General features: G+C 62.0%; 19 protein-coding genes. 9 read left to right on the top strand and 10 right to left on the bottom strand.

All coding sequences use genetic code 11. The annotated features are described in order from the left end of the window. Positions 1–62 precede the first annotated feature (62 nt). From CHC01_RS27035 to pqqA, 10 genes are all read right to left on the bottom strand, one after another. Positions 63–2,915 (bottom strand): bifunctional transaldolase/phosoglucose isomerase, encoded by a 2,853-nt coding sequence (locus CHC01_RS27035; RefSeq protein ID WP_089267445.1) that lies wholly within the window; start codon positions 2,913–2,915, stop codon positions 63–65. A 338-nt stretch (positions 2,916–3,253) separates the two neighbouring features. After that, positions 3,254–3,706, bottom strand: a complete 453-nt coding sequence (locus CHC01_RS27030) for a DsrE family protein (RefSeq protein WP_089267444.1) — start codon at positions 3,704–3,706, stop codon at positions 3,254–3,256. 29 nt (positions 3,707–3,735) lie between these two features. Next, complete coding sequence (locus CHC01_RS27025) at positions 3,736–4,368, bottom strand: hypothetical protein (RefSeq protein ID WP_089267443.1); 633 nt, start codon at positions 4,366–4,368, stop codon at positions 3,736–3,738. A 154-nt stretch (positions 4,369–4,522) separates the two neighbouring features. Beyond that, a complete protein-coding gene (locus CHC01_RS27020) occupies positions 4,523–5,191 on the bottom strand; it encodes a DUF4286 family protein (RefSeq protein WP_089267442.1) in 669 nt (222 codons plus the stop codon). A gap of 10 nt (positions 5,192–5,201) precedes the next feature. After that, on the bottom strand, positions 5,202–6,179 hold the full coding sequence (pip, locus tag CHC01_RS27015; RefSeq protein ID WP_089267441.1) for a prolyl aminopeptidase: 978 nt from the start codon (positions 6,177–6,179) through the stop codon (positions 5,202–5,204). After that, positions 6,169–7,383: a pyrroloquinoline quinone biosynthesis protein PqqE gene (gene pqqE / locus CHC01_RS27010; protein WP_089267440.1), complete on the bottom strand. Its 1,215-nt coding sequence runs from the start codon at positions 7,381–7,383 to the stop codon at positions 6,169–6,171. Before pqqE ends, pip begins: the two co-directional genes overlap by 11 nt. After that, positions 7,380–7,700, bottom strand: a complete 321-nt coding sequence (gene pqqD, locus CHC01_RS27005) for a pyrroloquinoline quinone biosynthesis peptide chaperone PqqD (RefSeq protein WP_089267439.1) — start codon at positions 7,698–7,700, stop codon at positions 7,380–7,382. Before pqqD ends, pqqE begins: the two co-directional genes overlap by 4 nt. A 10-nt stretch (positions 7,701–7,710) precedes the next feature. Next, positions 7,711–8,463 (bottom strand): pyrroloquinoline-quinone synthase PqqC, encoded by a 753-nt coding sequence (gene pqqC, locus CHC01_RS27000; RefSeq protein ID WP_089267585.1) that lies wholly within the window; start codon positions 8,461–8,463, stop codon positions 7,711–7,713. A gap of 35 nt (positions 8,464–8,498) precedes the next feature. Then, positions 8,499–9,428 (bottom strand): pyrroloquinoline quinone biosynthesis protein PqqB, encoded by a 930-nt coding sequence (pqqB, locus tag CHC01_RS26995; protein WP_089267438.1) that lies wholly within the window; start codon positions 9,426–9,428, stop codon positions 8,499–8,501. Positions 9,429–9,535: 107 nt separating this feature from the next. Beyond that, entirely contained in the window at positions 9,536–9,616 is an 81-nt protein-coding gene (pqqA, locus tag CHC01_RS26990) for a pyrroloquinoline quinone precursor peptide PqqA (RefSeq protein ID WP_089267584.1), read from the bottom strand. Positions 9,617–9,907: 291 nt separating this feature from the next. Between pqqA and CHC01_RS26985 the strand changes: the two genes are divergently transcribed. The 9 genes from CHC01_RS26985 (at position 9,908) to CHC01_RS26945 (ending at position 18,157) form a co-directional block, all read left to right on the top strand. Then, on the top strand, positions 9,908–10,165 hold the full coding sequence (locus tag CHC01_RS26985) for a DUF6894 family protein (RefSeq protein ID WP_089267437.1): 258 nt from the start codon (positions 9,908–9,910) through the stop codon (positions 10,163–10,165). Between the two features lie 244 nt (positions 10,166–10,409). Beyond that, positions 10,410–11,789: a PQQ-dependent sugar dehydrogenase gene (locus tag CHC01_RS26980; protein WP_244558536.1), complete on the top strand. Its 1,380-nt coding sequence runs from the start codon at positions 10,410–10,412 to the stop codon at positions 11,787–11,789. 215 nt (positions 11,790–12,004) lie between these two features. After that, positions 12,005–12,571: a c-type cytochrome gene (locus tag CHC01_RS26975; protein ID WP_089267435.1), complete on the top strand. Its 567-nt coding sequence runs from the start codon at positions 12,005–12,007 to the stop codon at positions 12,569–12,571. A gap of 846 nt (positions 12,572–13,417) precedes the next feature. Beyond that, on the top strand, positions 13,418–14,821 hold the full coding sequence (locus tag CHC01_RS26970; protein WP_089267583.1) for an amidase family protein: 1,404 nt from the start codon (positions 13,418–13,420) through the stop codon (positions 14,819–14,821). 14 nt (positions 14,822–14,835) lie between these two features. Then, positions 14,836–15,312, top strand: coding sequence for a glutathione peroxidase (locus CHC01_RS26965; protein WP_089267434.1), 477 nt, complete (start codon positions 14,836–14,838; stop codon positions 15,310–15,312). Then, positions 15,309–15,563, top strand: coding sequence for a DUF3297 family protein (locus CHC01_RS26960; protein ID WP_089267433.1), 255 nt, complete (start codon positions 15,309–15,311; stop codon positions 15,561–15,563). The genes CHC01_RS26965 and CHC01_RS26960 overlap by 4 nt, the downstream gene beginning before the upstream one ends. 197 nt (positions 15,564–15,760) lie before the next feature. Continuing rightward, a complete protein-coding gene (locus CHC01_RS26955) occupies positions 15,761–16,603 on the top strand; it encodes an ABC transporter ATP-binding protein (RefSeq protein ID WP_244558543.1) in 843 nt (280 codons plus the stop codon). Beyond that, positions 16,603–17,385, top strand: a complete 783-nt coding sequence (locus CHC01_RS26950) for an ABC transporter permease (protein ID WP_089267431.1) — start codon at positions 16,603–16,605, stop codon at positions 17,383–17,385. Before CHC01_RS26955 ends, CHC01_RS26950 begins: the two co-directional genes overlap by 1 nt. A gap of 7 nt (positions 17,386–17,392) precedes the next feature. After that, on the top strand, positions 17,393–18,157 hold the full coding sequence (locus tag CHC01_RS26945) for an ABC transporter permease (RefSeq protein WP_068732140.1): 765 nt from the start codon (positions 17,393–17,395) through the stop codon (positions 18,155–18,157). The last annotated feature ends 81 nt before the right edge of the window (positions 18,158–18,238 follow it).

Here is an 18,238-nt window from a genome sequence, read left to right as displayed (position 1 = left end):
TGTGATGTCCTTTATTGATTGCGCATGACCCGAAGCAATGTCCGGGCCATGCGGATCGTCGTTTAGTTCAATGCGGCAGTAATCGCCTTGTCGAGAACAGCAAGTCCGGCCTTGAGATCGCCCTTGAGATGGATGCGCAGGGCGCGGCGGTTGCGATCCGTCAGCACGCCAAAGTCACCACGCGCCTGTGCCGCCTTGATGACACCGAACGACGCCCGGTAATCGGGGATAGCGAGATCCTTGGCATCGTCAGCCGTGATCTGCAGGAAGACACCGGTATCGGGTCCGCCTTTGTAGGCCTGGCCCGTCGAATGCAGGAAGCGCGGGCCGAATTCGGCGCAGGTCGCGACCTTCTTCTTGTCACGCACCGCCATCCGCATGTGCTGCAGCGTGTCGATATGCGCGCTATCGCGTTCGACATAGGCCAGCAGGGCCACGTAATCGCCGGGCGTGACGCGCCGGAAATGCGCCTTCAGCCACGAGGTCAGATCGCCATCGGCGCCGGCCTTCTTCAGCAGTTCGGCATTGCTGTCGTCGGTGTAGAGATCGGCGTCCTTTGATGACACCACCGGCGTCTCAGGCGGCAGCGAACCGGTCTTCTCGAAGGATTCGGTCAGCTCGCGCGTCTTGATCTTGGCGGCCTCGACATCCGGCTGGTTGAACGGATTGATGCCGAGTATGGATCCCGCGACGGCCGTCGCGATCTCGAAGCGGAAAAATTCCTGGCCGAGATGATCGATCGACGGCATCACGATGCGCGCGACGGGATGGCCCGCCTTCTCCAGCGCGGCCAGTCTGTCGTCATGCGCCTTGTCGTCTTCGCCCGATGTGCGCAGGTCGATGAAGAAACGATCGGTGCCATAGACGGAGGGCTCGCCCAGCGTTTCGCCGTCGATGGGGATCAGGCCCTTGCCGTCCTTGCCGGTGGATTCGGCGATGAGTTGTTCGGCCCATGCGCCGAAATCGGCGATCTTCTTTGAGGACAGGATCGTCACCTTGTCGCGGCCATCGAGGCCGGCATTGCCCATCGCGAGTCCGAGCTGGACGCCGGGATTTTCAGCGGGCGGTACGTCCGGTCCGCAGGAGCGGACCATCGACAGCGTGAGATCGAGCAGCTTGGTGAGATCGACGCCCGCTGCAGCCGCCGGCACCAAGCCGAAGGGCGACAGCACGGAGTAGCGCCCGCCGATGGTGGGATCGCCATGGAAGATGCGCGCAAACTTTTGGGTCTTCGCGACCTTCTCCAAAGACGAGCCGGGATCGGTCACGGCGACGAAATGGCCGCCGGCCTTGTCGGCGCCGACCGCCTTGGTCACCTCGTCGAAGAAGTAGTTCTTCATCACGTTCGGCTCGGTGGTGCCGCCGGACTTGCTGGAGACGATGAACAGCGTCGAGGCGATCTTCACCGCAGCGCCCATGGCACGCACCTGCGCGGGATCGGTGGAATCCAGCACATGCAGTTTCGGGAAGCCCGCCACCTTGGCAAAGGTCTGCGCCAGCACTTCCGGCCCGAGGCTCGATCCGCCCATGCCGAGCACCACCGCATCGGTGAATCCCTGCGCCTTCACCCATTTGGCGAAGTCGTTGTAGTCGGTGAGCTTGGCCTTCTCGGCGAAGGCGCTGTTCAGCCAGCCCAGCCACTTGTCTTCGTCCGCGCCGGTCCAGACCGATTTGTCCTTGTGCCAGAGTCGGCGGATCTTTGCGGACGCGCGCCAGTCTTCGGTCGAGGTTGCGACCTTCTTCGTGACGCCGTCGCCCAGCGCCAGCTTCTGCGCGCCGATGCCACCACCCAGCGATGTTGCGCGCTTGTGCGCCACTGCGCCGTACAGCTTGTCGGCCGCATCGGCGAACAGCTTGACGCCGTCCTCGACAAGATGGGTGGTGATCGCGTCGAGCGAGATGCCGGTCTTGGCGAGGTCGGCCAGCACCTTCTTGGCATCCTCGACATTCTCTTCGAGGCTGTCGCGCACCTCGCCGTGGTCGCGGAACGCGTCCAGCGTGGCGGGCGGCACGGTGTTGACGGTGTTCTTGCCGATCAGCTCTTCCACATAGAGCGTGTCGCGATAGTCCTTGCTCTTCACGCCGGTGGAAGCCCAGAGCAGCCGCTGCGGTTTTGCGCCTTTGGCCTTCAGCTTCTCCCAGCGCGGGCCGGCGAACAGTTCCAGATATTCCTGATAGGCGAGTTTGGCATTGGCGATGGCGACCTTGCCCTTGAGGTCCTTGAGCCGCGCCTTCTCGGAGGGATCATTGGCCTTGGCGATCTTGTCGTCGAGCTGCTTATCGACCTGCGCATCGATGCGGCTGACGAAGAAAGAGGCGACGCTGGCCACATGCGAGGGATCGCCGCCCCCGGCAACATATTTTTCCAAGCCGTTGAGATAGGCCTCGGCGACCTCCACATAGGTCTTCTGCGCGAACAGCAGCGTCACATTGATGCTGATGCCTTCGCCGATCAATTGTTCGATGGCGGGCAGGCCTTCCGGCGTCGCCGGCACCTTCACCATCAGGTTCGGGCGCTTGACGCTCGCCCACAGGCGCTCCGCCTCAGTGACTGTGCCCTTGGTGTCATTGGCGAGATAGGGCGAGACTTCCAGGCTGACGAAACCATCATCGCCCTTCATCCTGTCATAGACCGGCTTCAGCACATCGGCGGCGTGCTGGATGTCCTCGACGGCAATGTGCTCGAACAGGTCGGCAGGCGACTTGTCGCCGGACTTCAACGCCTCGGCAATCGGGGCATCATATTCGTCCGAACTTCCGATCGCCTTCTCGAAGATCGCCGGGTTCGACGTCACGCCCTTCACGGCGTCAGTGTCGATCAGCTTCTTGAGGTCGCCTTTGGCGACGAAGCCGCGGGCGAGGAAGTCCAGCCAGACGGCCTGACCGTGAGATTCGAGTGCTTTGACGGGATTCATGATGCCTTGTTCTGCTTACAATTATCAAAAGGCCGATCGCCGCGCGAAACGTTCCGCGGCCCGGTTCCAATGATCGCCCCAAACCCATACGCATGGCAAGCCGAACGGTTCCATTCTGGTCGCGGGAGCCGGATCGCAATTCCGTGTTCGCCAGATTGGCCCGGTGGCATGACAATTGTGCAAATTTTGTGCGTCGGTTTTGTGGGTTGGGGAGCGCCTCCAGCCCTCACGTCATTGCGAGGAGCGAAGCGACGCGGCAATCCAGAGGGGCACAAGCGAAGAAAGACTGGATTGCTTCGTCGCAATGGCTCCTCGCAATGACGGCGAAGAGCTGGGAGTCAGGGCCGGATGTACAGATAGCCCTGCGACTGCAGCTCCGCGATCCGGACCACACCTCCGCGGTCGGCGATGGTGAAGCCCGGCAGCAGGCCGTCCAGCGTCACATCCTGCGCCTTCATGGTGTTGCCGCAGGCGGCCAGTTGCAGGCCGGCCTTGGTGAATTTGCTAACCCGCGCGGTAATGTCGGGATTGGTGGAAGCCCGGGCAAATGACTTCAGCGCCGGACCGAGCACGACCAGTGCGATGGTAACGTTGTCGGGGCCGCCGACACCGTCGAAATGATTCTGGATATTGCCGAGCGCGAAATTCACCCGGTCGGCATCGGCGAGGTGATAGACTACCTTGAGCTTGGCAGGTGGCTTTGCGTCAGTCGCTGCCGCGCTGGCCTGCGAGGCGACCAGTCCCGCGCCGATCGACGACAGAGCGGTCCACAATAGGCTGCGTCGATTCATGGCTCGCTCCGATTGGGCGTCAATCACGTTCACTTGCTGCGCATCGCCGCGAGTTCCTTGCGATCCGTGATCAACGATTCACATTCCTTCAGGTTTGTGCGATCGAGCCGGAAAATCTTGTCGTCTTCGCCGCCGGTGAGCGCGTCGGTGCCGGGTTCTTCATCGGGCTTACTGTTCTGCCAGATGCGGACGCGCTCGACACGGACCAGCGTTGCGTCGATGTCTTTGGCCAGGCCGATCGCAATGCCGCCGCCGTCGCAATCGACGCTGCATGCGAACTTCACTTCCTGGCCCTTGTCGGTATCCTGGATCTGGCCGCAAGAACCGCTGGAATCCCAGTCGCCTTTGCGATGGCGATATTTGAAGCCGAGCCGGAACGAGTAGGGCGTGTAGCTTTGTTCGGGCGGATGCCCGGCGACGACCAGCAGCTTCATGGTGCTGACCTTCTGTTTGGGATGCCGTGCCAGATGCTCGGCGTCATAGCGCCGGACGAAGCACGCATAGGTCAGCTTCGGACCAAGCGGGCCGGCAAACATGCGCTTGTTGAATTCGGCTGCCTTCACCGCATCGACCTTGGCCGGCTCGTCCTCGGCGCGCGCCAGCGGGCCGCCGATGGTCAGGGCGGAGGTGAGAACCAGAAGGGACAACACACGGATGGTCATCGACGTCTCGCAAGGTGAGGCGGCCCGTTGCGGGCCAGTTCACCTTGGTCGCGTCAGAAGCGGGATGCGTTCAATCGACGCTGGGCGCGGTCGATGCACTCCCTCGCCCCGCACTTGCGGGGAGAGGTTAGGTAGCATCGCGTCGACCGTGAATTCAAAGATCGCTCTTCGCGAGATCCCACATCAGCCGGTAGGTCCCCTCGGAAATCAGCTCTGCCTTTGCCGCTGCAATGGCCGCGGTGAAGCGGCCCTTCATGGTCGCAGCGACGGCGTCGACATCCGTGCCGTCGATCATCACATACCAGTCGCGGGCGGCGGGATTGGGTGCGGCGGGATCGTTGGTGAGCGGCTTCGACAGCCGGGGATCGCTCTCCATCAGATGCATCGAGATGATGCCGTTGATATCGCCGGGATCGAGCTGCGCTTCGATGGCGCTGCGCAGTTTGTCAGCGCCATCGACGGGTGGCCGGATGCGCACCAGCCCGAGCGCCGCGCCGCGGCCCTGACCGCGACTGACGGTGATCCGGGCCACCGAGCGCAGCATGTTCTGGAAACGGCCGATATTGGTCAGCGACCACTTGGTCTGGTTGGCCAGCGCCGTGCGATAGGCATCACTGTCCAGCACGTCGAATGTCGCGGTCGAATACAGGCCGAGATACTTCGGCCTCGCGTTCACGGCCACATAGCGCCTCGCCTCATTGAAGCCCTCGATGGCGACGCGCTCGGCAAGATGCTCGCGGTCGTACCACGCGTTGAATTCCTGCTCATGGCTGGCGTCGATATCCATCGACGTCATCAGCATTCCCGTGCCTTTGATCGGCATTCCAGAAGTCCTATTTCAGTTTCGACGCGACATCGGCGATGGCCTTCATCACCGCATCGCGCATGCCGGGGTCATACAGGCTGTGGCCGGCGCCTTCAACGATGCGCACCTCGGCATCCGTCCAGCGCCTGGCCAGGGCGTGCGATGTGGCGGGCGGGCAGAGGAAGTCGTAACGGCCCTGAATGATGACGCCGGGAATGCCGCTGAGCCTGCCGGCATCCTCCATCAGTTGATGCGGCCGCATAAAGCAGTCGTGCTTGAAGTAATGTGCTTCCATCGCGGGTGTCGCCGGCATCATCCGCGTGGTGTTGCCGAGTTCGGCACGGTCGAGCCGCGTGCGCTTCGGCGCGATCTCCGACAGGATGGCTTCGGTGCCGCCCCAGGCGCGGATCGCCGGGACATGCACGGCCGGATCGGCATCGAGAATGCGGCGATAGAAGTTCGGCAGCGGATCGGCGCGCTCGGCTTCGGCAAGGGCGCTCAGAAAATCTCCATGCAGGCCGGGATAATGCCGCGGCAACATGACGTTGAAGACATCATGCAATTCCTCCCGCGTGCCGAGAAAGGTTGCGCGCAGCACGATGCCGGTCACGCGATCCGGATGGGCCTGCGCATAGGCCAGCGCCAGCGTCGCTCCCCAGGAGCCGCCGACCACGAGCCATTTGTCGAAGCCGAATTGGGTGCGGATCGTTTCCATATCCGCGATCAGATGCGGCAGCGTGTTCGCCTCGCGCTTGCCTTTGGGCTTGCTGCGGCCGGCGCCGCGCTGATCGAACAGAACGGTGTGAAAGCGCTGCGGATCGAACAGCCGGCGGTGATCGGGCTGGCAGCCGGAGCCGGGGCCGCCATGCAGATAGACTGCCGGAATGCCGTCGCTGCGGCCGACGCTCTCCACATGGATTGCGTGGCCGTCGCCGACATCGAGATGTTCCGAGGTCAGCGGCGCAAACAGGTCCGCATTCACCGGGGCGGGGACATCAGCGGCCATGGACGTCGTCCACGTCCGGCTCCAGCGTGCCGCCTTTGAAGTTGCGATAGATGAAGCGGTCGCGGCCCTCAGTGGATTCCGTCTCGGCCATTTTGAAGATTTCGGCGTGAACAGGCGACAGCGTGCAGGCGGGGTCGGTATTGCCGGCATCGCCGGTCAGCGCGAAGGCCTGGCAGCGGCAGCCGCCAAAATCCACTTCCTTGAACGCGCAGCTCTGGCATGGCTCGGGCATCCAGCCGGTGCCGCGATAGCGGTTGAAGGCTTCGGAATTCTGCCAGATCCAGGCGATCGAATGATTGGAGCGCACGGATTCGAATTCCATCCCGGTGATGGTCTCGGCGGCATGGCACGGCAGGATCTTGCCTGATGGAGAGATGTTGAAGAACTGCCGGCCCCAGCCGCCCATGCATTTTTTCGGTCGCAGCGCGTAATAGTCCGGGACGACATAGTCGATATCGAGAATGCCTTTCAGGCGCACCTGCGCGTCCTCGACGATGCGGCTGGTCTCGTCGATCTGGTCGATGGTCGGCATCAAGGCGGCGCGGTTCTTCAACGCCCAGCCGTAATACTGCACATTGGCGACTTCCAGCCGGTCGGCATCGAGATCGACGGCCATCTGGATGATATCGGCGAGCTGATGCAGGTTCTGCCGGTGCATCACCGCATTCACGGTCAGCGGCAGGTCGAGTTCGCGCGTCCATTTGGCGACTTCGAGCTTCTTCACGTGGCCATTGCGATAGCCGCCGACGCGGTCCGCCACCACGGGCTCATTGCCCTGGAAGCTGATCTGCACATGGCATAGCCCGGCATCGGCGAGCGCGGAGAGTTTGTCGCGCGTCAGCAGCACCGCCGAGGTGATGAGATTAGAATACAGGCCGACATCCGTCGCATGCTGCACCAGTTCGACGATGTCCTTGCGCGCGGTCGGTTCGCCGCCGGAGAAGTGGATCTGCAGCACGCCGATTTCGGCGAGCTCGGACAGCACCTTCTTCCATTCGTCGGTGGTCAGCTCGGTGCTGCCGCGATCGAGCTCGACGGGGTTCGAGCAATACGGGCATTGCAGCGGGCAGCGATGGGTGAGTTCGGCCAGCACGGCGAGGGGAATGCCGAAGGTTTCCGCGGTCGAGCGCGTGCGCTCCATGATCGCGAGACTGTCGGCGGGATCGGTGAAGACGGGACTGGCGTCGGTAAGCGTAGGACTCATGCTGTCTTCTCCCGCGCTTGCGTGAGAAAGCCCTTGTCGGCGAGATCCTGCAGCATCGCGAGAACATCGGTACCGATATCGTCGCGCGGCGCGGCGTATTTCGCCGCCAGCAGGTCGATGATATCGGCGACGTTACGTTCGCCATCGCAAAGCTGGAGGATTTCGACGGCGATATCGTCCGGCGCCAGCACGCGCTCCGGCGCCAGGATCACCCAGCGCTGGCGCGTCTCGTCGAACTTCAGCTTGGCGTGGCGCGGCAAGACCGGCTTGCTCGCCTCGCTGACACTGATCCGACGATTGCTGCGCAACTCCGTCATCGTTGCCTTCTTACTTGGCCGGGACGAACGCGCCCGGCGGCACATGGCCGTCCACATAGGCATGATACAGCGCATCGAGCTGCACCCACAACACATTGGTCTTGAAGATCAGTGCATTGCAAACCGCGCGGCGCTCAGCCGGGGTGCTGGCGTGCTGTTTCACGTAATCCAGCGCGAAGCCGGCATCGCGGGGCGCCTGGGTCAGGCGGCGGCTGAAATAGCTCATGATGTCCGGATTGACGAAATTATAATGCTTCAGCATGCCAGAGATGCGTTCTTCATGCAGGTTCGGCGCGAACAGTTCCGTCAGCGACGAAGCGATGGCCTCAAGCGGCGTCCTGTCGCGCACGAAATGCACATAGGCCTCCACGGCGAAACGCGTCGCCGGCAGGATGCCCTCGGTGGATTCCACATAGGCTGAGTCGAGGCCGAGCCCTTCGGTGAGCTTCAGCCAGCGCTCGATACCGCCTTCTGCGCCGGTATCACCGTCGTGATCCTCGATCCGGTGCCGCCATTCCACGCGTGTCGCACGGTCGCGGAAGCGCGAGATCACCACCGCGTCCTTGATGGGGATCGTGCTCTGGTAATAGTAGCGGTTCAGCGCCCAGGCCTGCACCTGACCCTTGTTGAGCTTGCCGCCATGCAGCAGCTTATGAAACGGATGCAGGCTGTGATAGCGCGTCGCGCCGATATGGCGCAGCGTCTCTTCCAGTTGCGCGGCTGTCTCCAGCGGCACGGCGGCTGAAATCGAATAGGCGGAAATGGCATTGGCGCCGAGCGTGTTTGCACTGGGTGCGTTCACAGCGTGATCTCCATGCCGTTGCCGGGGATTTGCCAGCCGGCGGTGGTCAATGCGGCGCGCTCGGTGGAATCATGTAGCAGCGCCGGGTTCGAATTGTTGATGTGCAGGAAGAACTTTCTGGCGATGCCGGCATTGGCCAGTTCACTGATGGCGCCATCCGCGCCGGACATCGACAGATGCCCCATGCTCTGGCCGGTCTTCTGGCCCAATCCTGCCGCGATGAGTTCGTCGTCGCGCCACACGGTACCGTCGAAGAACACCAGCGGGGCGCCGGAGATGCGCGTCTTCAGTTCGGGCGTCACCCGCGCGCAGGCCGCGATAAAATAGAAATACTTTCCGGTGGCCTTCTCGGCAATTCGCAGACCCAGCGTGTCGCCGTCGCCATCTTCACCGGCCGGATGCGCCTGGCCTTCGAGATACCACGCGCTTTTGCCGGGCACGGTGAAGGGCAACACCTCCAGGCCGGACGGCGTGCCATCCTGCAGCTTCGGTTCGAAAGACGTATCAATCTCGATGGCTTCGCGGCGCACATTCTTGTCCGAGAGCACGTTGAAAATGCTGTTGGCTTTCAGGATCGCCAGCACACGTGTGTGCGCATAGATTGTAAATGGCGAACCCTCGCGCATCGACAAGAGCCCGGCCACGGCATCGACCTCGCCATTGGTGAGGATCACGCCCGCGATCGGCGAGTGTCTGACATGATCGGGATGGGGATGAAGCTGTGGCGCATCGGTGACCTGTTGTCGCAGGTCGGGCGAGGCATTGATCAGGAACCAGTTGGCATTGTCGGCCGACACCGCGATCGAGGCCTGACCGCTCCGCAAGTCTGGCCGCTCATCGCGCGCCGCACGACAAATCCGGCATCCGCAATTCCACTGCGGAACACCGCCGCCGGCCGCGGCTCCAAGAACGACAACACGCAACATGAGATCGCCCTGAATCCCGGCCAATTCGCGTCTCGTAAAAAGACGCGGGGCGCCCGTCAGTGACGAAGGCGCCCCCAAAACTTAAGATCTTAGCGTGAGCTCAAGTCTTACTTGCGCGCTGCGCAGGCGTACATGTTGATTTCCATGCCGACTGCAACTTCGACGATCTTCGGTGCTTTCCAGGCCATATTTATCTCCCGCTTCTCTGCAGTCAGGTACTGCATAACCACAACTCTAATCCCTGCTCAAAGGTTCGCCAACAACTTCGTCATCACAATGTGAAGCGGTAGGGGTACAATATGCGTGCAATGCACAATCGATTGCGCTGCAACATTGCAATGGCGAGAACGTTCCATAGATAGCGAAGGCCTTTGGTTGAAAGGCATTGATTCGTACTCAGCCCGCCGCATCTTCCGGGATATTCGCGTGGTCTGAGGTCTTCTGCGTCCGCGCCCAAGCCCAGTGCCAAGAGAATTGCCATGCCGCTTTATTTCTTCAACACACGCATCAACGACGAGCTGGTGGTCGATCCCGAAGGCGAGGAGCTGCGGGATCCCGATCATGCCTGGGATGTGGCGCGGTCGATGATCCTGCAATTGCTGCGCTCTGAGGGCACGCCGAGCGATCTGCTCAAAGCGGTGCTGGAAGTCACGGACAAGGACGGCGAGATCGTGCTTGAATTTCCGTTCACCGAAGCACTGCTCGATGCCACCGATGAGTCCGCAACGCGGCATTAGAGCGTTGTCGAGCGAAGTGGGCACCGGTTCGCGTCAATACAAAAAGCCAGAGTCTCGGTTCTGATTCTATCAGAACCGAGAAGGCTCTAGCCGATTGCGGGAATCCGCACAGGCTTGCTCGCGCGTGATGTTTTGATTGCGCAGCGACATAAAAATATCCAACAGTGCGATCCGGAAAGCCTCGGGGGCGGCGCATCTCATGTGCTGCGAGCAGAGAAGGCTTCCGTAAAAAGGGGAGAGATCCATGAGTGTCTACACGTCCGCGCGCCGGGCAATGCTTGCCGGTGCGTTCATCGGTGTCTTTACAAGCGGCGCTTTTGCCCAGCAGTCCGATACATCACCTGCAACACCGGCTCCTGCAGCAGCTCCAAGTGCAGCGCCTGCTGCTCCCGCAGCGGCTCCTGCACCGGCGCCAGCCGCACCGCAAGCTGCCGCTCCGGCACCTGCGGCTGCGCCAGCCGTTGCCGCTGCGCCGGCCCTGCCGCCCGGCTCGCCGCTGATCGGTCGTCCTGATGGCGCTGCCGCAGCCAAGCTCGCGCCCGTCGCGCCGCCGCCGATTCCGTCGGCCGCCGACAAACTGCCGACTGCTAAACTGAAAGTACCCGCGGGCTTCAATATCGAGGTTTACGCCGCCGGCATGGCCAATGCGCGGTCGATGCGCGAGGGCGACAAGGGCACCGTGTTTGTCGGTTCGCGCCTGGTCGACAAGGTCTATGCCGTCATGAACAAGGACGGCAGGCGCCAGGTGAAGGTGCTGGCCTCCGGCCTCTATCGCCCGAACGGTCTCGCCTTCAAGGACGGGACGCTCTACATCGCCGAACTGTCGAAGATCTCGAAGATCGACAAGGTGGAAGACAATCTCGAAAATCCGCCGAAGCCGACCATGATCTACGACAACCTGCCGAAGGACGAAGCCCATGGCTGGAAGTTCATCGGCATCGGCCCCGACAACAAGCTCTATGTGCCGGTCGGCCAGCCCGGCAACAACGTGCTGCATGACGAGGCCCATGGCCAGATCCGCCGCATGAATCTCGATGGCACCGGCGCCGAGATCTATGTGAAGGGCGTCCGCAACACGGTCGGCTTCGACTGGAATCCGACCACCAAGCAGATGTACTTCACCGACAACGGCCGCGACTGGATGTCGGAAGCGGTGCCGGAGGATGAACTCAACCGTGTTACCAAGGCGGGTGAAGACTTCGGCGCGCCATACTGCCTGCAGGGCAATATCCTCGATCCGGAATTCGGCTGGGGTAAATCCTGCGCCGACTACACCGCGCCGGTTGGCCTGCTCGGTTCGCATACCGCGGCATTGGGCATGCGGTTTTACACCGGCAAGATGTTCCCGGCCGCCTACAAGGATGCGATCTTCATCGCGCGCCATGGTTCCTGGAACAAGACGACCAAACTCGGCGGCGACGTCGTTGTTGCGAAGCTCAACAAGGACGGCACGGTGAAATCCGTCGAGCCGTTCCTCACCGGTTTCATCGAGGACAACAAATATGTCGGCCGCCCCGTCGACGTGCTGCAGATGAAGGACGGATCGCTGCTGGTCTCCGACGACTGGAACGGCGCGATCTATCGGATCACCTATGGCAAGCAGAAGGTAGCGGGCGCGAAGTGACGACGTTTTCTCACCTCTCCCCGCCTAGCGAAGCTTTGCTTCGCCGGGCGGGGAGAGGTCGACTGCAACGCGCGAAGCGCGTGAAAGTCGGGTGAGGGGGACTCTCCACTTGCTCCGAGCGCGGTGAGAGTCCCCCTCATCCTCACCTTCTCCCCGCAAGCGGGGAGAAGGAATTCGCCACGCCGGAGTTTCAGTATTCAGAAAGTTCAAAGCCGATGCGCCCGTTTGCCGTCATCGTAGCTCTTTTTCTCTCGACCTCCCCACTCTTCGCCGCCGAACCCATCACCGAGCGCGCCGCGCCGTGCCTCGCCTGCCACGGGGAGAAGGGTGTCTCCGAAACCGAGAACACGCCGTCGCTCGGTGCGCAGCAGCCGGCTTATTCGCTGATCCAGATCTACATGTTTCGCGAGAAGCTCCGCGTCGCGGAGCCGATGAACGACATGGTGAAGGATTTTACCGACGACGACCTGCGCAGTTTCTCTGACTATCTCGCGACGCTGCCGAAACCGACAGCGCTGGAGGCGGGCGATCCCGCGCGGATGCAGGCCGCCAAGGCGCTGACCTCGCAATTCCGCTGCGACAGCTGCCACAACGCGGATTTCTCGGGCCGCGACAACATTCCGCGCATCGCCAATCAGCGCGAGGACTACCTCGCCAAGACCATGCGCGAATACAAGGACAACTCCCGCCATGGCTATGACGCGACGATGGCAGACGTGATGCAGTCGATCTCCGAAGCGCAGATCGTGGAGCTGGCTTATTTTCTCGCAAGGGTGAAGTGACGTCGCGCGGGCTCACCCGCGCGATGTCGTTCCAGCGTAATTCCCGCTCGTCATTCCGGGGCGTGCGTTACCACTCGTCATTCCGGGGCAGGACGGACCGCGAAAGCGGGACGGACTGAACCCGGAATCTCGATGTGTTTTGCGCTGAACATGCTGAGATTCCGGGTTCGCGTGCGCGAAGGCGCGCCCGCGCCCCGGAATGACGGTTTGGGGCGACACGGCTCTGCAAACATTTTTTCCTATTTCTTATTGACAATATCCTGCCCGGGATTATATTCCCCTTCGTCCGGCCCCGATGAGAGGGGCGAGCGCGATCGTCACGTTCGCGGGGTGGGATGCGGTGGACGCCGGAGATGCGGCGTCACGCGGTTCACGGGGAACGTCTGTCTTCGGGCAGGACGGATCTGCGCCAGCACTGCCACTGGCAAGGAGACGGCCGACCTTGGGATGGAAAGACCCCTGGACAGTGTGACGGACGACCAAATCGAAACGCGTTCGGCTTACTCGCTTGAGGCTACCCTGTCCCTCCGCCCTGGGACATTAATTTTGGTGATGGGACCGTTCGCCATGGCAGATGTGCAGGCAACCGAAAAAACACCGTATGCGGAACGTCGGGCACTTGCTCGGCGCCTCCGAAAGTCCTGATGCACTCTAGATTGCGGAAGACCGCATTCGCATCAGGCCCAAGGGTGCAACGGGCACCCGGCGTTCCGCACGCCCTCTCGATTGAGGGTGGGAAGGAATGCTCATAGCTCGGACGCTTCGGCGCCGCGAGACTGCGAAATCGTGCCTGATTGGCAATCTCCGGCCGCCTGCGTTAACAAGCGACAAGCAATGGAGCACTGCATGAACGATCTCTGGCGCCTGTCGGCAACTAACCTCTCCGCACTCATTCGCGACCGCAAGGTGTCCGCCAAGGAGGCGACGGTGGCTGGCCTCGCACGGCTCGATGCTGTGAACCCTGCCATCAATGCCGTGGTCGACCATCGACCCAATGAGGCGCTGGCACGGGCGGATGCGGTCGATGCGGCGATTGCGCGCGGCGACGCTGTCGGCCCGCTCGGCGGCGTGCCCATCACCGTCAAAGTGAATATCGACTACGCGACCTATCCGACATCGAATGGCGTGAAGATCCAGAACGAGATCATCGCCAAGACCAACAGCCCGGTGATCGACAATCTGCTGAAGGCTGGCGCCGTCATCATCGGCCGCACCAATTGCCCGGCATTTTCCTATCGCTGGTTCACCACCAATCAGCTCTATGGTGATACCAAAAACCCGCGCGATCCCTCGCTGACGCCGGGCGGATCATCAGGCGGCGCAGGCAGCGCGGTCGCCGCCGGCATCGGTCATATCGCTCATGGTACCGATATCGCGGGCTCGATTCGCTATCCCGCCTATGCCTGCGGTGTACACGGTCTGCGTCCCACGGTCGGTCGCATCGCTGCCTACAATCAGGCGCTGCCCGAGCGCATCATCTCCGGTCAGATTACCGCGGTGTCAGGTCCCTTGGCGCGGACGATCAACGATGTACGCCTTGGGCTTGCGGCGATGTCGCAGCCCGATGCGCGCGATCCCTGGTGGGTGCCGGCGCCGCTCGAAGGCCCGACGCGCGAGAAGCGCGTCGCCATGTGCTTGCGGCCTGATGGTCTCGCCATCACCGCCGACGTCGAAGCTGCCGTGCGCGATGCCGGCAAGCGGCTGGAGCGGGCAGGGTGGGTCGTCGAGGAAGTCGAGAACACGCCGGCCCTGCGCGAGGCCGCCGCCTTGCAGACGCAGCTCTGGTTCGGCGATGGCTATCAGGGCATGCTGGATGCGGCCGAACGCGAGGGCGATCCCGCAGCACTGGTCTGTCTGCGCGGACAGAAGGACAAGCTCAAGGACTTCGAGAATGGCGGCCTGTCCCGCGCGCTGGTGCGCCGTTCCACCTTCGTGCGCGACTGGGAAATGTTCTTGCAGCGCTATGCCGTGGTGCTGATGCCGATGTCCGGCGAGCTGCCGTTCCCGGATCATCTGGATATGCAGGGCCAGGAAGGCTTCGATCGCGTCTGGGCCGCCCAGATGCCGCAGATTGGCATTCCCTTCATGGGCCTGCCGGCGCTGAGCGTCGCCACAGGCCTCGTCGGCCGTGCGCCGACCGGCGTGCAGGTGGTCGCCGGCCGCTACCGCGAGGATCTGTGTCTGCTGGCCGGCGAAGCCATCGAGGCCGGCGGTACCCCGCCGATGCCTTGCGACCCCGTGACGGCCTGAGAGGGATCAGTGCGATGACCGGCATCTCCGATTTTTCTGCGAACGCACTGACAGGTGAGCCTGTCGCGCTCAAGCAGTTCGAAGGAAAGGTGCTGCTGATCGTCAATACCGCCAGCGCCTGCGGATTCACGCCGCAATATGCGGGGCTGGAGAGACTGCAGCAGGATTTTGCGCCGCGCGGATTTTCTGTGCTGGGCTTTCCCTGCAACCAGTTCGGCGCGCAGGAGCCGGGCGACGCCAAGGCGATCGAGAGCTTCTGCGAGGCCAATTACCACATCACCTTCCCACTGTTTGAGAAGATCGACGTGAATGGCGCCGGGGCGCATCCATTGTATAATTACCTGAAATCTGAAAAGTCCGGATTGCTGGGTTCGGGAATCAAATGGAATTTTACCAAATTCCTGATCGACCGTTCCGGACGGGTCGTCGAGCGTTTTGCGCCGACCGCCAAACCTGAATCACTGCGAGAGAAAATCGAGGCGCTGCTATGACCGATAACACCAATGCATCAGCCGATCTGCCTGATCGCCTGTCCACCGATCCGCGAAGCCCGTTCTACAATGCCGAAGTGCTGCAGCGCGATGTCGGCATTCGCTTCAAGGGCGCTGAGAAGACCAATGTCGAGGAATATTGCGTCAGCGAAGGCTGGGTGAAGGTGCCCGCCGGTGCGGCAAAGGACCGGTACGGCAATCCGCTGCTGATCAAGCTGACCGGCTCTGTTGAGCCGTATTTCCGCGACTAACGCCACGAAAGCGCCGAAAGTCCTGCTGCGGGAAGCTGCCCTGTTCGCGGCACGCGCTGACTAGCAAAAAGGCGTTGCCCGCATAAATTTGAAGCTTAAAGTAATTGCGGTTTCCGGCTAGGCTGCGTCCGTCAGCATGATGGACACAGTCGGGCCGTCGTGATTGCAATGCGTGCATGGCAAATGAAGGACCGGGAATGCAGGTGGTGTCGCTACGTTCGGACGCTCACGCCGAGTCGGAACCGGTTTCCGGCCGCAAACCCGCTTCAGCCATGATCGAGATCGATCACGTCTCGCAGCGCTTTCAGACCTCCGGCAAGCAAAGCCATCTGGCGCTGTCGGATATCAACCTCACTATCGAAGACGGCGCCTTCGTCTCGATCCTCGGCCCATCGGGCTGCGGCAAGTCGACCTTGCTCTATATTGTCGGCGGCTTCGTGCAGCCCACCGATGGCGTCGCCAAGGTGAAGGGCAAGGCGATCACGGGACCGGGTCCTGATCGCGGTCCGGTGTTTCAGGAATTCGCGCTGTTTCCGTGGAAGAACGTACTCGGCAATGTCATGTATGGCATGCGCCAGCAGGGCATGAAGAAGGCTGAAGCCGAAACGCGCGGCCGCAAGCTGCTCGAGATGGTCGGCCTTAAGGGCTATGAGAATTTCTATCCGAAAGAACTTTCCGGCGGCATGAAGCAGCGCGTCGCGATCGCGCGCACGCTGGCCTACGATCCCGCCGTGCTGCTGATGGACGAGCCGTTCGGCGCGCTCGATGCGCATACCCGCACGCGGCTGCAGAACGATCTGCTCGACATCTGGGATACACAGCGCAAGACGGTGCTGTTCGTCACGCATTCGGTCGAGGAAGCCGTCTATCTCTCCGACAAGGTGATCGTGATGTCGCGCTCGCCGGGCTCGATCAAGGAAATCGTCGATATCGATCTGCCGCGGCCGCGTAAGCGCGCCGATCTGCTGCTCGACGCACGTTTCCAGAAATACATCGTCGACATCGAGAAGATGATCGACGACGGCAAGGACCATCTGTGATGACCGCGCGCGGAGTGCTCAAGACACTTTCGCCATTGTTCGCCTGTATCGGCTTGCTGTGTGTCTGGCAGATTGCCTCGCTGCGGCTGGATACCGAAAGCTTCCCAACGGCATTGGAGTCGATCAAGGCCATTCCGTCGATCCTCGAGGACAAGGGATCGCTGCTGAACATCCTCGATTCCATCCGTCGCATGGCCATCGGCCTCGTGCTCGCAGTGATGTTTGCGATCCCGCTCGGTCTGCTGATGGGGCGCATCAAGGCTGTCGCGGCCTTCTTCAATCCGCTGATGATGATCATCTATCCGGTGCCAAAAGCAGCGCTGATGCCCATCATCATGCTGTGGATGGGCGTTGGCGACGTCTCCAAGATCCTCGTCATCTTCCTCGGCGTCTCGCTGCCGATCATCTATCACGCCTTCCAGGGCTCCAAAGCCGTCGAAGAAAAGATGCTGTGGTCCGGTGCGGCGATGGGTATGTCGGCGCCGATGCGCATGCTCCGCATCGTATTGCCGGCAGCGCTGCCTGAAATTCTCACGGGTTGCCGCACGGGTCTGGTGCTGGCGCTGATCACCATGATCACCTCCGAGATGATCGCGCGCCAGTCCGGCGCCGGCAACATCCTGTTCAACTCGCTCGACATGGCGCAGTACGACACGGTGTTTGCGATGATCCTGATCATCGGCGCCATGGGCATCATCTTCGATGCGGCCTTCGAGAAGCTCCGCCTGTCGCTGGTGCGCTGGTCGCAGCCGCGCGACGACATGCCTCTCAGCTTTACGTGAGCGCAACATGAACCAGGAACGCATCAATTCGGTTCTGCTGGGCATCACGCCGATCGTGCTGTTCATCGCGCTGTGGCAGTCGCTGATCTCGTTCGGCTTCGCGCCGACGAGCTTGTTGCCGCCGCCGGGCGCGGTGTTCGGAAAGCTGGCGAAGGACTTCTTCAACGGCGACTTTCTGCACGATATCGCCGCGACGCTGATCCGTCTGTTCGCCGGCTTCGGCATTGCCGTGGTCGTCGGCGTGTTCATCGGTCTTGCTGCAGCGGTCAGCCCGGCAGTCAATGCCGTCGTCAAGCCGCTGGTGCGCGTGCTGGCGCCGATCCCGAAGATCGCGCTGTATCCCGCGCTGCTGCTGATCCTCGGCTTCGACCACGCCTCCAAGATCACGCTGGTGACTGCCGACGCGCTGTTCCCGATCCTGCTCTCGACCTATTACGGCGCGTCGATGGTCGAGCAGAAGTTGATCTGGTCCGCGATGGCCGCCGGCACGCCGCGCTGGCAGATCCTGTTCAAGGTGGTGCTGCCCGCCGCGATGCCATCGATCCTGACGGGCTGCCGCATCGGCCTCGTGATCTCCTGCATCGTGGTATTCCTCGCCGAGATGATCACCTCGACCGATGGCCTTGGTCACATGCTGGTTCAGGCCGCGCGCACGTTCCAGACCGTGGACATGTTCGTGCCGCTGATCATGATCTCGATGCTCGGTCTGATCCTGAACAGCCTGCTGCACTGGCTGCGCAGCTATCTGCTGCGCGGATTCCCGGAAGTGTGAAGACCTTCGATCAAAACACTCAGCCCTCATGGTGAGGAGGCGCCTATTCGGCGCCGTCTCGAACCATGAATGGATGTGCGG

Source organism: Tardiphaga sp. OK246 (genome assembly GCF_900188215.1).
In the GTDB taxonomy this organism is placed as follows: Bacteria; Pseudomonadota; Alphaproteobacteria; order Rhizobiales; family Xanthobacteraceae; genus Tardiphaga; species Tardiphaga robiniae.
The sequence above is the reverse complement of the archived record's forward strand: the minus strand, read 5'-3'. Positions and strand labels throughout refer to the sequence as shown.